The sequence below is a fragment of the Nocardia sp. TBRC8007 genome, assembly GCF_056629435.1.
In genome coordinates this window covers 488,195-503,207 of record NZ_JBWSOR010000001.1, presented here as the reverse complement: position 1 = coordinate 503,207, position 15,013 = coordinate 488,195, and the positions used below count along the sequence as shown (strand labels likewise).

At 64.9% G+C, this 15,013-nt stretch carries 12 protein-coding genes; 5 read left to right on the top strand and 7 right to left on the bottom strand.

The genetic code is table 11. From position 1 onward, the window contains the following. Positions 1 to 47: 47 nt before the first annotated feature. The gene (bioB, locus tag ACX4ZE_RS02185) at positions 48 to 1,100 is read right to left on the bottom strand and encodes a biotin synthase BioB (protein WP_480271533.1); all 1,053 of its coding nucleotides are present in this window, start codon (positions 1,098 to 1,100) and stop codon (positions 48 to 50) included. 92 nt (positions 1,101 to 1,192) lie between these two features. Between bioB and ACX4ZE_RS02180 the strand changes: the two genes are divergently transcribed. Beyond that, positions 1,193 to 1,777, top strand: coding sequence for a TetR/AcrR family transcriptional regulator C-terminal domain-containing protein (locus tag ACX4ZE_RS02180; RefSeq protein ID WP_480271532.1), 585 nt, complete (start codon positions 1,193 to 1,195; stop codon positions 1,775 to 1,777). Positions 1,778 to 1,814: 37 nt separating this feature from the next. On the opposite strand, the gene ACX4ZE_RS02175 is transcribed toward ACX4ZE_RS02180, so the two are convergent. The 4 genes from ACX4ZE_RS02175 to ACX4ZE_RS02160 form a co-directional block, all read right to left on the bottom strand. Further along, positions 1,815 to 2,978 carry an alpha/beta fold hydrolase gene (locus ACX4ZE_RS02175; protein WP_480271531.1) on the bottom strand — a complete coding sequence of 388 codons (1,164 nt, stop codon included), beginning with the start codon at positions 2,976 to 2,978 and terminating at the stop codon, positions 1,815 to 1,817. A gap of 77 nt (positions 2,979 to 3,055) precedes the next feature. Continuing rightward, entirely contained in the window at positions 3,056 to 3,730 is a 675-nt protein-coding gene (gene bioD / locus ACX4ZE_RS02170) for a dethiobiotin synthase (protein WP_480271530.1), read from the bottom strand. Positions 3,731 to 3,803: 73 nt separating this feature from the next. Then, positions 3,804 to 5,024, bottom strand: a complete 1,221-nt coding sequence (locus ACX4ZE_RS02165; protein WP_480271656.1) for an 8-amino-7-oxononanoate synthase — start codon at positions 5,022 to 5,024, stop codon at positions 3,804 to 3,806. Between the two features lie 245 nt (positions 5,025 to 5,269). After that, on the bottom strand, positions 5,270 to 6,538 hold the full coding sequence (locus ACX4ZE_RS02160; protein WP_480271529.1) for an adenosylmethionine--8-amino-7-oxononanoate transaminase: 1,269 nt from the start codon (positions 6,536 to 6,538) through the stop codon (positions 5,270 to 5,272). Between the two features lie 307 nt (positions 6,539 to 6,845). Here ACX4ZE_RS02160 and glgX point away from each other — a divergent pair, with 307 nt between their 5' ends. Together glgX and treY are read left to right on the top strand one after the other, a co-directional pair. Next, positions 6,846 to 8,981, top strand: coding sequence for a glycogen debranching protein GlgX (glgX, locus tag ACX4ZE_RS02155; protein WP_480271528.1), 2,136 nt, complete (start codon positions 6,846 to 6,848; stop codon positions 8,979 to 8,981). A 20-nt stretch (positions 8,982 to 9,001) separates the two neighbouring features. Then, positions 9,002 to 11,410 (top strand): malto-oligosyltrehalose synthase, encoded by a 2,409-nt coding sequence (gene treY, locus ACX4ZE_RS02150; protein WP_480271527.1) that lies wholly within the window; start codon positions 9,002 to 9,004, stop codon positions 11,408 to 11,410. Between the two features lie 17 nt (positions 11,411 to 11,427). Here the strand turns inward: treY and ACX4ZE_RS02145 are convergent, their stop codons facing one another. Then, positions 11,428 to 11,661 carry a hypothetical protein gene (locus ACX4ZE_RS02145; RefSeq protein ID WP_480271526.1) on the bottom strand — a complete coding sequence of 78 codons (234 nt, stop codon included), beginning with the start codon at positions 11,659 to 11,661 and terminating at the stop codon, positions 11,428 to 11,430. Between the two features lie 87 nt (positions 11,662 to 11,748). Here ACX4ZE_RS02145 and ACX4ZE_RS02140 point away from each other — a divergent pair, with 87 nt between their 5' ends. Further along, entirely contained in the window at positions 11,749 to 12,183 is a 435-nt protein-coding gene (locus ACX4ZE_RS02140) for a nitroreductase family deazaflavin-dependent oxidoreductase (RefSeq protein WP_480271525.1), read from the top strand. A 183-nt stretch (positions 12,184 to 12,366) separates the two neighbouring features. Beyond that, a complete protein-coding gene (gene ilvA, locus ACX4ZE_RS02135; RefSeq protein WP_480271524.1) occupies positions 12,367 to 13,722 on the top strand; it encodes a threonine ammonia-lyase IlvA in 1,356 nt (451 codons plus the stop codon). A 33-nt stretch (positions 13,723 to 13,755) separates the two neighbouring features. On the opposite strand, the gene ACX4ZE_RS02130 is transcribed toward ilvA, so the two are convergent. Then, complete coding sequence (locus ACX4ZE_RS02130; RefSeq protein ID WP_480271523.1) at positions 13,756 to 15,003, bottom strand: serine hydrolase domain-containing protein; 1,248 nt, start codon at positions 15,001 to 15,003, stop codon at positions 13,756 to 13,758. Between the last annotated feature and the right edge of the window lie 10 nt (positions 15,004 to 15,013).

Here is a 15,013-nt window from a genome sequence, read left to right as displayed (position 1 = left end):
CACGACAGTACTCACGGCTGGAGCCTCTTGCGTCACATCGATCCCGGTCAGAGGGTTTCGTTGAGCGCCTTGATCGGCATCTTCAGTTCGCCGAGCAAGTCTAGATCCCGCTCCGCGGGCCTGCCGAGGGTGGTCAGGTAGTTACCGACAATAACGGCATTGATGCCGCCCAGGATGCCCCGCTCGGCGCCGAGATCGCCCAGAGTTATCTCCCGGCCACCCGCGAAACGCAGCATGGTGCGCGGCAGCGCGAGCCGGAACGCGGCGACGGCCCGCAGCGCATCTGCGGCAGGCAGTACCTCTAGGTCACCGAACGGAGTGCCCGGGCGCGGGTTGAGAAAGTTCAGCGGCACCTCGTCGGGCTCCAGCTCGGCCAGGTTCGCAGCGAACTCGGCGCGCTGCTCCAGGGTTTCACCCATACCGAGAATACCGCCGCAACACACCTCCATTCCCGCTTCGCGGACCATGCGTAGGGTGTCCCAGCGCTCGGCCCAGGAGTGCGTGGTGACTACCTTCGGAAAGTAGGAGCGGGCAGTCTCCAGATTGTGGTTGTAGCGGTGCACGCCCATGGCGGCGAGCTGGTCGACCTGCTCCTGAGTGAGCATGCCCAGGGAACAGGCGACCTGGATGTCGACCTCATTGCGGATCGCCTCGACACCTGCGGCGACCTGAGCCATCAGCCGCTCGTCCGGGCCGCGGACGGCCGCTACGATGCAGAACTCGGTGGCCCCGGTCTTCGCGGTCTGCTTGGCAGCCTCGACCAAGCTCGGGATGTCCAGCCAGGCTGCGCGCACCGGCGACTGGAACAGACCCGACTGCGAGCAGAAGTGACAGTCTTCGGGGCAGCCACCGGTCTTGAGGCTGATGATGCCCTCGACCTCGACTTCGGGGCCGCACCACTTCATGCGCACCTCATGGGCCAAGGCCAGCAGTTCTTCCAGTCGGTCTTCACCGAGCCGGAGCGCCTCTAGAGTCTGGTCCTGGTCCAGTCCCACACCGCGCTCCAGTACCTGCTCACGAGCGATCGACAGGATGTCCGACGCCGAGACATGAGTCCGTGGTGCTGCGGAATCTGCGGGGGCCTGGGTCACTGCACGCATCCCTTCGTCCGGCCGAGGCGGCCGTGCAACTTGAACGCCGTTCAGGCTAGGGTAGCGACAGGAGTGAGTCAAAACACGCGGAAAGGTTTCCTGTGCAGCTGCACCGGGCGGACGTGATCGAAGGCGCCGTCGCGATTCTCGATCAGTACGGCCTCGCCGATCTCACGATGCGCAGGCTGGCCGGATCCCTTCAGGTCCAGCCAGGCGCACTGTACTGGCATTTCCCCAACAAACAGGCATTGCTCGGCGCGGTCGCGGACAAGATTCTCGCACCCATGTCCGATCCGACCGAGGCCGGTGACTGGTCTGGACAAGTCACCGAATTGGCGCATCGTCTGCGCGACTGCCTGCTGGCTTATCGCGATGGCGCCGAACTGGTCTCGGCGACATACGCGTCCCGCCTCACCACGAGCAGGGGGCGAGAGCGCATGGTAGACACGATGATCCGCTCGGGCATACCACGCCAAGAGGCCGAACTCGCGGCATTCACCCTGCTGTACTACGTTCTAGGGCAGACCGTCGACGAGCAGTCCAGAATGCAGATGGATTCGGTGGGCGCTCTTCCCGACCCGGCGACCCCGCTGGAGCAGACCCCCGATGCCACAGCACGGTTCGACTTCGGTCTGCGCATCTTCGTCACCGGTGTACGCCACCTGCTCGGCACCAGTGCCCGCTGACCGGAATCCGGACCGGTTCCCGCCGACCAGAACCTGGTCAGCGTGGTGGCGCCGCTACGACCGATTGCCTGACCTGCTGCTGATAGCGCTGGATGAATGGCAGAATCTGCTGCTCGATCAGCCTGTTGTACTCGACGGGCCGTTGCTTCGGATTGGCATGCCCGGTGTTCCGCGCGAGCACGACCAGCAATGTGCCGTTCACCCCACCGGACTGCTCGATCAGCTCACGGTGGGAGTACTCGACATCGACCACGCGGTCACGCCCAGGGTCGCGTGGCCGGATGAACACAATGGCGGGACGCGGCTTATGACCCGAGCGTTTGGCCAGTGCCCGTAAATCATCCGAGGCGCCGCCCGCCACAATGGCAGTGAATTGGGACTCGATCAAACCGTTGCTCGCGGCTTTACTGGAAAAGATCTTCTCCCGCATCACCTCAGCCAGCACTTCACTCAAGTCACCGAACCGGATGCTGGGCACTATGTCACTGCGGACGAGGAAACGGTCTCGGCGAGCATAGGTTTCCACAGCCAGGCGCAGGATGCGGCTTTCCCTCGCACCGGGCAACCAGCCCATCCAGCGCAACATTTCCTCACCGTGAACACGACTCTCCTGGCGAACCGCGTCCAGATCCATCGGTGTGCAATCCAGGATCACGCCGACCATTCTGCGATCACTGTGTAGATGGATATGCGCGGCGACCTCCAGCGCGATCACGCCCCCCATACTGTGCCCCACCAGCACCACGTTCTTCAGTCCTGATGACTCCGCGGCTCGGATTATCAGATCAGCGATCACCTTGGTGTCGATACCGCGGTTGTCGTAACGGATCGCCCATACCATGCCCATCGTACGCAGCGCGGGCAACGCCGCGGCGGTATCACTGGCGTCCAAGCCACCGAGCCCGACGAGATCCACCACGACGGTATCCCAGTTCTTCGGATCGAGTGGCGGCGCGACAGGCAGGATAGCCGGGACAGTGTGCGCCAACCGCACCTGTTCCGGAACAACGTCGTACTTCCAGTACTGCGCGAACAGCAAGGGTCCGGCCAATAGCAGGACAGCTGCCCGCAGTAATGTCATCCTGGTGCGCCGCAAGGTCTTCCACCCACGCCCCGATCGGGTGGCTCGTAGCCGGGCCCGGCGCCGCGCATCATCCCAGTCGGAGACAGTAGACGGGTGCCTTTCGGCCAAGGGCGACACCCATTCCACTGTAAGCACACGTACCAGGGGCCGCCAAGCCCACAGGATCGGTGACACCGCCCGAACCGGGCGCACGATCAGCCGAGAGGCGACCAGCGCGAGTTGAACCAGCCCGGGGCAGCGGCGGTGAACCGGTCGCGCTCCCAGCCACCTACTCCTGCGGGCACCGCGCCCACCAAGTCGACACCAGTGACTCGGGGGAGGTCGGTCCAGTTGCACTCGGCAGCCAGATCCGGCTCGGCGGGCCATGCGCCGATCACCAGCCCGGTACACCGCACACCCGCTGAAGACAGCGTACGAGTGGTCAGCTCGGTGTGGTTGAGCGTGCCGAGCCAGGGTGCGGTAACCAACAGGACCGGCGCACGGAGCTTTTGTGCCAGCTCCAGTAGCGTGAAGTCGCCCAAACGCACCAGCAATCCACCCGCGCCTTCGACCAGGACGAGATCAGCGTCGGTCAAGGCATCGACGGCGGCGGCGGTCTCGGCCAGAGTCAGCTCCGGTAGCCCGGCTCGCCGGGCAGCGGTATCCGGTGCCAGCGGATCGGGATAGCGGGCAAGTTCGACCGTCCGGGTGACGCCGGACAGACGCTGGATCTCCGCGAGATCGCCGGGCGCACCGGTCGCGACGCCGGTTTGTCCCGGCTTGCACACCGCTACCGACCGGCCATCCGCCAGCGCTGTAGCGGCGAGGGCGGCGGTAACGACGGTTTTACCGACATCAGTCGAGGTTCCGGTGATCAGCAGAATGGTCATGCTGTTGTCCTCCTTCCCGCGCGAGCGGAGCCCTGCGTGGACACGCTACGCTGCCGCCTCCGGGCCTGACCGCTCACGCTGTGCCCACTCCCCGCGCGAGCGGAGCCCTGCGTGGACACGCTACGCTGCCGCCTCCGGGCCTGACCGCTCGCGCGGCTGCGACAGTCCTTGCCTCGGCGAGTATTTCGCCGAGTACTGCTGCGATGGTATCGAGTTCGACTGTGGTGAGGTCGGCACGCGCGGTCAAGCGTAGCCGCGAGGTGCCCTCCGGAACCGACGGCGGACGGAAACAGCCCACCTCCAGTCCACGCGTCCGGCACGTCTGCGCAGCCTGGAAAGCCACCTGTGCTGGACCGAGCACAATCGGAACCACCGCCGAATCCGGGGCGGACACACCGGCGATCCTGGCGATGTCCGCACCGCGTTGCAGCACCCGCCCAGCCAACTCTGGCCGGGCGCGCAGCAGACGCAGCGCGGACCGTGCCGCCCCGACCGCAGCGGGCGCCAAGCCGGTGTCGAAGATGAAGGTACGTGCAGTATCGATCAAATGGGCCCGTACCCGCGAACTGGCTAGCACGACACCACCTTGTGCGGCAAGGGATTTCGACAGTGTCGCGGTGATCACCAGGTCCGGCATCCCTGCCAGCCCTAGCTCGTGCGCGAGCCCGCGCCCACCAGCGCCACGTACACCGAGACCATGCGCCTCGTCCACGAGAAGCACCGCGCCGTTGACTCTGGTCACCCGATACAAGTCGACCAATGGCGCGAGATCGCCGTCAGCGCTGAACACCGAATCGGTGAGCACCACTGCGCGTTCCTCGGCGCGCTCCGACAACAGCCGGTCCACCGTCCCCACATCGCAGTGCGGCGCGATCTCCACTCGAGCCCGGGAGAGCCGACAGGCATCTACCAGCGAGGCGTGATTGCCCGCGTCGGAGACTACGAGCGAGCCCCGACCGGTGAGCGCGGTGACTGCGCCGAGGTTGGCAGCGTATCCGGAAGAGAACACGAGTCCTGCCTGGGCGCCAACGAATTCGGCCAGTTCGTTCTCCAACAGTTCGTGTTCGACAGTGGTGCCGGTGACCAGGCGCGACCCGGTCGATCCCGCACCCCAGCGGCGCACCGATTCGATCGCACCGTCGATCACTTCGGGATGGCGGGCCAGCCCCAGATAGTCGTTGGAGGCGAGGTCGATCAACGGCGTCTGGGTAGAGCGCGGTCGCAGCTCACGACGCAGTCCCGAGGCAGTACGGGCGATAGCGTTGGAGTCCAACCAGGCCAGCGGATCGGTCATCACAGCTGGGCAGCATACTTGAACACTGTTCAATTCAACTAGCCTCCGAGCAAGGCGGTACTGCGGATCCAGCGTCGATACCCACATCGTCCCGTGGTGAACGGCGCCAACACGATGGCAGCACCCGTCCGCTGTCGACTGTCGTGGAACGGATCGACGCCGCCATCGTCGGCACGGAACTCACTGCGGCCGAAACAGCACTGCCGCCTCGGCCTGGATCGCCTGAGCGCGAGCCGCTACTGCCGCTACGAGGCGACCACAGACCGCATTCCGGCAGTGATCGTGGCAATGTCATCGGACGTGCTGATGAACGGCGGCATGGTGTACACCAGGTTGCGGAACGGTCGCAGCCATACCCCGGCCGCGATAGCGGCGTCGGTCGCGACACGCATATCCACCGGATGATCCAGCTCGATCACACCGATCGCGCCGAGCACTCGCGCATCGACCACGCCAGGCCTGTCGCGTACGGGGGCGAGCCCCGCCTCCAACTCGGCTTCGATTCGCGCCACCTCTCCGCGCCAGTCTCGCGATCGCAACAACTCGATCGACGCGACCGCGACTGCGCAGGCCAGCGGATTACCCATGAATGTCGGCCCATGCATGAGACCACCGTGCGCCGCGCTGATCGCCTCGGCGATCCGCGTGGTACACAGCGCAGCGGCCAACGTGAGGTAGCCGCCGGTCAGCGCCTTACCCACACACATCACATCCGGGCACACCGCAGCCTGCTCGGCCGCGAAAAGCGTTCCGGTGCGGCCGAAACCGGTCGCGATCTCATCGAAAATCAACAGCACACCATACTCATCGCACAGCCTGCGCAAGTCAGCCAGATAATCGGGGTGATGCCAGCGCATCCCACCCGCACCTTGAACCACCGGTTCCACGATGACCGCCGCGAGCTCATCGGCGTGCGCGCTGATCAAATGCCGCAACTGCGCAACATATTCCGGCCGGTACTCCCGCGGCGGTACCGGCGCGAATACCTGGGGCGCCAGAATATCGGTCCACAGCGAGTGCATGCCGCCCTCCGGGTCGCAGACACTCATCGCAGTGAACGTGTCGCCGTGGTAACCGCCGCGCCAGGTGAGCAGCCGCCTCTTACCCGGCTTACCCAAAGAACGCCAATACTGCAGGCACATCTTTATAGCGACCTCGACCGACACCGAGCCGGAGTCGCACAGGAACACTTTGTCCAGCCCGGCCGGGGCCGATTCGACCAGCATCTCGGTCAACCGGACCGCAGGCTCATGAGTGAGGCCACCGAACATCACATGGCTCATCCGCTGTGCCTGAGCCGCCAGCGCAGCATCGAGCACCGGATGCCGGTAGCCATGGATGGCGGCCCACCACGAACTCATACCGTCTACCAGTTCGCGCCCATCAGCCAAATTCAACCTGGTGCCCGCGGCACTCGCCACCACTAATGGCACAGTGGTCGCGGGGAAGCCTCCGTAAGGATGCCAGACATGCTCGGCATCGCGAGCGGCGATCTCGTCAGGGGTCTTTACCACAGGAATCCTCGCGCCTCGGCCCCGACAGGCGGGGTGACTTGAACACCGTTCAAGTTAGCATTCGCACTACGGATCGGCCATCCCCGTCTCCTGTCGTGGCGGCTGCGAGTAACCGATAATGCGGCCACCACGACCAGCACACCCCGATGCCTCGGATTCCACTGTATGACCGCGGCTACCGTGGCCGATCCCAAGGCCCGTTCGCGGTCGCGGCCGCGACCGACGTGGCAGCTCGGGTCTCTGTCGATGCACCCAGCCACTACCGCTGCCCCTGGCAGATGCCGCGCGGCCCGCTACTGTCGTTGCCATGGCTCAGCCCGAAGCAGTTCCCGGCGACCCAGCACCTCTTGGTGTCTGGCCCGGCGCCGCCTACCCCCTCGGGTCGACCTACGATGGCGCAGGCACCAACTTCTCGGTGTTCTCCGAGGTCGCCGACGCGGTCGAACTCTGCCTCATCGCCCAGAACGGCACCGAGACCAGGGTCGAGCTCGACGAGGTCGACGGTTATGTCTGGCATGCCTATCTCCCCTCCATCGGCCCCGGCCAACACTACGGATTCCGAGTGCACGGGCCATACGATCCGGCCCGGGGTCTGCGCTGCGACCCGAGTAAACTGCTGCTCGATCCGTACGGCAAAGCATTCGACGGCACCTTCGACGACCACCCCTCGCTCTACACCCATGGGTTGGACTCGCTCGGCCACACCATGACCGGCGTGGTGATCAACCCGTATTTCGACTGGGGCGCCGACCGCGCACCCCGGCGGCCCTACCACGAGACGGTGATCTACGAAGCACATGTCAAGGGCATGACGATGACGCATCCCGAGGTGCCAGAGGAGTTACGCGGCACCTACTCCGGCATTGCGCACCCCGCGGTCATCGCGCACTTGAAGGGGCTCGGCATCACCGCCCTGGAACTGATGCCGGTACATCAGTTCCTGCACGATCGGGTATTGCTGGACCAGGGCCTGCGGAATTACTGGGGCTACAACAGCTTCGGCTATCTGGCGCCGCACAATGAGTACGCGGCGACAGGCCGCGCAGGCTCAGCGGTCACCGAGTTCAAAGCCATGGTACGGGCCCTGCACGCCGAGGGTATCGAGGTGATTCTCGACGTGGTCTACAACCACACCGCCGAAGGCAATCACCACGGCCCGACGATCGGCTTTCGTGGCATCGACAACGCGGCCTACTACCGTCTGGCCGACGACGACCTCTCGTGCTATATGGATTACACGGGCACCGGCAACAGTCTCAACGTACGCCATCCGCACACTCTTCAGCTGATCATGGACTCACTGCGCTACTGGGCTCTGGATATGCACGTCGACGGGTTCCGCTTCGACCTGGCCGCGACGTTGGCACGCGAACTACACGATGTGGACCGGCTGTCGACGTTCTTCGATCTGGTGCAACAGGACCCGGTAGTGAGCCAGGTCAAGCTCATCGCCGAACCATGGGATGTAGGCGAGGGAGGCTACCAGGTCGGTAATTTCCCCGGCCTGTGGACGGAGTGGAACGGCAAATACCGCGACACCGTGCGCGACTACTGGCGTGGAGAACCGGCGACACTGGGGGAGTTCGCTTCCCGACTCACCGGCTCCTCGGATCTGTACGAGGCGACCGGACGCAGGCCGAGCGCAAGCATCAACTTCGTCACTGCGCACGACGGGTTCACACTACGCGATCTGGTGTCCTACAACGAGAAACACAATGAAGCCAACGGTGAGGACAACCGCGACGGCGAGAACTGGAACCGGTCCTGGAACTGCGGCGCCGAGGGGCCGACCGACGATCCGGAGATCCTCGCGCTGCGAGCCCGCCAAAGCCGCAATCTGCTGGCGACACTAGTGCTCAGCCAGGGCGTACCGATGCTGGCGCACGGCGATGAGATGGGGCGCACCCAGCACGGGAACAACAACGTGTACTGCCAGGACTCGCCACTGGTGTGGATGGACTGGTCCTTACGGGACACGAATGCCGATCTGTTCGAATTCACTCGCACCGTGATCGCACTGCGCGCTGCCCATCCTGTCTTCCGCCGTAGGCGCTTCCTGGCCGGCGGACGGATCCGGTCGACCGATAACGCACGCGACATCGCGTGGCTCACCCCGGCCGGAGAAGAGATGACCGCAGCCGACTGGGACAGCGGATTCGGCAAATCGCTGGCGGTCTATCTCGACGGCGCGGGCATTCTCGAACCGGGACCACGCGGTGAACGCATCACCGACGACTCGTTCCTGCTGTGCTTCAACGCCCATGACGAGTCCCTCGACTTCGCGCTACCTACCACCTACGACAATGCGGAATGGTCGGTAGCACTGGACTGCTCGACGTCGGTCGTCCCGACCGATATCAGCTATGCCGGGGGCGCCACTGTTACCGTCGAGGCTCGTTGTCTGCTCGTCTTCCGCCAGGCCGCCCGACCCGAATGCCGATGAACGCAAACGATTCTCCCGAGATGCACATAACCGACCCAGTACCCCTGCGTCGCAAGCCCACCCGCCCGACGGCGATCCGCAGCACCTATCGACTGCAGTTACGACCGGACGCGATAACCTTCGCCGAAGCTCGCAACATTGCGGAATACCTGCAACAGCTGGGCATTTCGCATCTCTACCTTTCTCCGGTCATGACCGCGAAGCGCGGTTCCACGCACGGCTACGACGTCACCGACCCGACTACGGTTTCCGCGGCCCTCGGCGGGCCTGCGGGGCTCAAGGCCCTCGCCGACGAAGTGCGCAGCCGGGGTATGGGGCTGATCATCGACCTGGTGCCCAATCATGTCGGTGTCGCCGACCCGCAGCAGAATCCCTGGTGGTGGGATGTACTGCGCAACGGCCGAGAATCCAGGTTCGCCCATTATTTCGACATCGACTGGAGTCAGGGAAACGGCGCGGGCGGTAGGTTGGCCCTGCCGGTGCTACACAGCGAGAACGATCCAGCCTTGTTGAGTGTGGACCGCTCCGGTGTCGAACCCATGCTGGCACTACACGATCTGCGGTTCCCGATCGCACCGGGCACCGACGGCGACAATGCTCTGCGTATCCACGACAAGCAGCACTATCGTCTGGTGAGCTGGAAGGCCGGGCTGTGCACGTATCGAAGGTTCTTCGCAGTCAGCGGCCTGGCCGCGATCCGCCAGGACAACCCCGAGGTCTTCGACATCACCCACCGCGAACTCGCCGCCTGGTGCGAACACGATTTGATCGACGGTGTGCGGGTCGATCATCCGGACGGATTGTCCGACCCCACCGGCTACCTCGCTCGGCTGCGCAGGCTCATCGGCCCGCGCAGGCTGCTGCTGGCAGAGAAAGTCCTGTCCGAGCGAGAGCCACTGGACGCGACGCTGCCGATCGACGGCACCACTGGATACGAGGCACTAGCCTGCTTCGGCGGCGTGCTGATCGACCCGCACGGCGCGACAGCGCTCACCGAACTGTCGCGGCGCGTCGCCGGGCACGGTAGTGACCGGGTATGGATGGATGAAACCGAACACCGGATCAAGCGCGAGATCGCGGAAAGCATTCTGGTTCCGGAAGTCCGGCGGTTGGTGACGGCAATCAAGCGGGATGCGAATGCCGAGAACGTCGATACGCCTGCGCTGACGAATGCCACCATCGAAGTGCTGGCGTTCATGCCGGTATACCGAGCCGACTATGCCCCGCTGGCCGAGACAACCTGCGCAGTCATCGCCGAGGTGGAAAAGCGCGATAGCGAGCTGTCCGAGCCGCTGTCGGTACTGGTCACGGCGCTGGCCGTCGACGGAACCGCCGCGGTACGCTTCAGCCAGGTATGCGGCGCCGTGACTGCCAAGGCCATCGAGGACACCATGTCCTATCAGGCCGTGCGGCTGGTCTCCTTGCAGGAAGTCGGCGGCAACCCGGCCCGGTTCGGCTACTCGCTCAACGAGTTCCACCTGTCCAACAGCCAACGCGCACTGCGCTGGCCCGCCACCATGACGACGCTGTCGACGCACGACACCAAGCGTGGCGAGGACGTACGAGCCCGCATCGGCGTGTTGTCCCAAGCCGCCGAGACCTGGGCACGTAGCGTGGAAGCCTGGTTGGCGACCACTCCGGCTCCAGACGGCGCGACCGCGCTTTTCCTGTTGCAGAACATGTTCGGCGTGTGGCCTGCGGACGGGCGTCCTGCCGCATCGGTGCCCGGCTTGCGCGAACGTCTGCACGGGTTCGCCGAGAAAGCGATCCGAGAGGCGAACACCAAGACCTCATGGGAAGAGCCTGACGCCGAGTTCGAAGCCGCCGTGCACACATGGCTGGACGCGGTAATAGATGGACCTGTCGGTATGGAACTCGGTGACCTGGTGCACGAGCTGGCCCCGCATGCATGGTCGGACTCATTAGCGCAGAAGCTGTTACAGCTGTGCGGCCCAGGTATCCCGGACGTCTACCAAGGGTGTGAACTGTGGGAGGATTCTCTGGTCGACCCGGACAATCGCCGCTTGGTGGACTTTGCCGCGCGTACGGCTATGCTCCAGTCGCTCACCGGTACACCGGCACTGGATACCACCGGTGCTGCGAAGATGTGGATCGTCGCCTATGCGTTGTGGCTGCGCCGCGAGCGCCCCAGCTGCTTCGTCGGCGGCAGCTACCGACCCCTGTTCGCCACCGGTGCGCATGCTGGCAATGTGGTTGCCTATGCCCGCGGTCGGGTGGGCGAGTCACCCGAGGTGATCGTCGCCACGACCCGACACAGCATTCGTCTGGCCGAAAGCGGTTGGGGAGAAACCATTCTCGATTTCCCTCCAGGGAGGTGGACCGACCGGCTGACCGGCCACACATTCCAAGGAAAGGCCAGGCTGAGCACCGTGTTCGCCCGGTTGCCGGTCGCGTTGCTGGTCCGCTGATCACAACGAGGGCGCGGCTACGAGATACCGCGTGCTCGAGCGGCGCAGCGGACAGCCACCCGCCCCCCGAGCCACCTGGCCACACCGCCCCCGGCCGCGACCAGCACCGCGATCTGCGGCGATCCAGTGATCAACGCCAAAGGCAGGCAGGCTGCCAGCCCGATGACCAGTGCGTCGAGTTTGTACACCGGCCACGCACTGCCAGCGATATCGAGTGTCGCGACGTGCGCCGAGGAAGAGCCGAGTGCCACCTTCACAGAGTATCGGGAAACAGAAGTTCGGGCCGGCGAACTTCCTTCGCGGGGAATATATCCCGTCAGTGTCACGTTATCGCTGATATGGCATTGACAGGTGAGTACGCACCGAGCACTTCCGACTGGGCGCGCGCGCACGCGGAGGAATACGAGTCTTCCGGAGGCACCGAGGGCGCTACCATACAGGGTCGGCCTGTTGTCCTGTTGACCAGTAAGGGGGCCAGAACAGGCATGCTGCGCAAAACCCCCTTGATGCGAGTTGAACACGATGGCGAGTACGCTGTTGTCGCCTCGCTGGGCGGTGCGCCGAAACACCCGGTTTGGTACTACAACATCAAGGCCGAACCACACGTCGAATTGCGTGACGGTACGGTCACCAAGGACTACACCGCCCGGGAGGTCTTCGGTGCCGAGAAGACATTGTGGTGGGATCGTGCTGTGGTGGCGTGGCCGGACTACGCCAAGTATCAAACGCTGACCGATCGACGGATCCCCGTCTTCGTCCTCACCCCTCGCTAGGTCGCGCCCGGCAGCTCATGGTGAGTGGGCCAGGTCGCGTAACCGAAGCGTGATCGTCACGGAATCGATCCACCGTGACGGCCTCCGGCTGTCTGGTTACGGACCTGGCCACTCGGTTCCGGTACGACCGCCAGGTCGCTACCCGCCGCAACACACCAGCACACCAGGTGGCAGCATATTCAGATGCCCGATCCGCTCGAGGTCCTCGACGCACTGTCCGCTTCTCGTCCCGTGCTCACCGTGGACGAGATCGATGCTGCCGGCAAGCGAATTGCCGACGTCATCGATCCCACCCCTCTACAACGCAGCCGACGACTGTCCACTCTGACAGGAGCGAACGTCTATCTCAAACGGGAAGACCTCAGCTCGGTCCGCTCCTACAAGTTGCGCGGGGCCTACAATCTGGTGGTACAGCTGACCGGGGACGAGCGCGCCGCGGGCGTGGTCGCGGCCAGCGCGGGCAATCACGCGCAGGGCGTCGCGTTCGCCTGCCAGGCGATGGGGATCACCTGCCGCATCTATGTGCCCACCACCACGCCGAGGCAGAAGCGCGATCGTATCCGGGCGCACGGCGGGGAGTTCGTCGAACTGATCGCCGTCGGCGAGACCTATGATGCCGCGGCCATGGCCGCCGCCGCCGATGTAGCGCGTACCGGAGCGACCATGGTTCCGCCCTTCGACGATGCCCGTACCGCGGCAGGCCAGGGCACTATCGCCGTGGAGATCCTGGAACAGCTCGATACCTCCCCGGACCTGGTGGTGGTGCCGGTGGGCGGCGGCGGCTGCCTCGCGGGTGTCGGCACCTACCTGCGCGCGCGGTCGCCGCGTACCGGCATTCTCGGCGTCGAGCCCGCGGGCGCGGCCTCGATGACCGCTGCGCTGGTGGCAGGCGGCCCGGTGACGCTGCCGGAGATCGATCCGTTCGTGGACGGCGCCGCGGTGCGCAGAGTCGGCGCCGTCCCGTTCGCCGCGGTATCCGGGTTCGGTGGCCGGGTGGTCTCACATGCCTCGCTACCTTTACTGACCACTACCGAGCCCAAGGGCGGCGCAGGCGCTTTTCAGATGGTTCAGGTCGACGAGGGCGCGATCTGCACGGCCATGCTCGACCTGTATCAGAATGAGGGCATCATCGCCGAACCAGCGGGCGCGCTCGCTGTCACAGCACTCGCAGAGCTCGCTCTGCAGCCAGGAGCTACGGTGGTATGTCTGGTGTCCGGCGGCAACAACGACGTGTCCCGCTATGGTGAGGTCATCGAGCGCTCGCTCGTGCATCGCGGTCTCAAGCACTATTTCCTGGTGGACTTCCCACAAGAGCCCGGAGCCCTGCGCCGCTTTCTCGACGAGGTACTCGGACCCGACGACGACATCACGCTGTTCGAATACGTCAAGCGGAACAACCGAGAGACGGGCGCGGCGCTGGTCGGCATCGAACTCGGCACCCCTGGCGGGCTGGCACCGCTATTGGAACGGATGTTGCGCTCCCCGATCCAGTGCGAGCGTCTCGAGCCCGGCTCACCGGCCTACCGCTATTTGACCTGACCGAACTGCATCGCGCGGGCTGCGCTACACACCTCAGGCCGCCGCCGCCGTCTTCGCCACCCGCACCCCAGAACGCATAGTGCGCAGGCACTTCAGGGCGAGCGGCAGCAGCCAGAAGGCTGCCGACTGGTCGTAGCCGAGTTGAGTAGCCGAGAACCGATTGTGCACGAACCCGGCCGAGAGTCCCTGTCGTGGTTCGGCCCAGCCGAACGACCCGCCGATACCGATATGTCCGAACCCAGTGGGGGCACCCGGTATCGGCATCGAATGATAGCCGAGACGCCACAGCATCGGCGCGTAGAACAGCGCGCGATCGGGCTGGAAGGTCTCGATGCGCCGCAACGCCTTGACCGTCCGGCCACCGAGGTACCCGCACTCGGCCGGGGAATCGTCGCAAGCAAGCGCGCCGTACATGGCGGCCAGCGCGGACGCGGTGCACACTCCATTCGCCGAACCGAGTTCTGTGTCCAGGATCGGCGGGTTCGCGCCCTGCAGAATGCCTTCCAGGCCGGGCAAGAACAAGCAGCGAGTGACGGCACCGAGAGCACCGGGAAGCCGATGGCCGCGGCCGAGAAACGCAGTACTGAGCGACTTTCCGAACATGCCGAGCTGGAGACCAGTCAGTGGCGCGTAGGTGATCGCCGCCCCGGCTGGGGGCCTGCCCAGGTGTAGGCCGTCTATGCCGAGCGGCTCGGCGACCTCGGTACGAATCAACTCGCGCAGAGCGGTACCTGTGATAGCGCGAGTCAGGCCCGAGACCAGCCACCCGAAAGTAAGAGCGTGGTAGGCGGGAACTCCGAGCAGATGGTCGGGCTTCGCCGCGGCGAGGCGATGCTCCATGAGTTGATGGTCCAGCACATCGGCCATACCGGTCGCGACCGGCGCCAGTGCGGACAACCCGGCTCGGTGGGTCATCAGCTGGCGGACAGTGATCTTATGCTTGCCATTCGCACGGAACTCCGGCCAGTACTCGGCGACAGGAGCCGCATAATCGAGCAATCCACGGTCTGCGAGGCGGTGCACGACTGTGGCGGAGATCCCTTTGGTAGCGGAGAAGACGATCGTGCCGGTGTCTCTCGTCCACGGAGCGTCGCCTCCGGAACCAATCCAGATGTCTACCAGCGGCTCTTCATACCGGTATAGAGCGAATGCCGCGCCGGTGTCTCGGCGGTTGCCGAATGCCCGTGCGAAAGCACGCACGAACGGTGCGAATTCGGCGGCTGCGCTGCCGCCCATTCCCGGGGGGAGAACTGCCGAGTCCCCGGAAGGGATGGTGCTCATACCCCCCAGG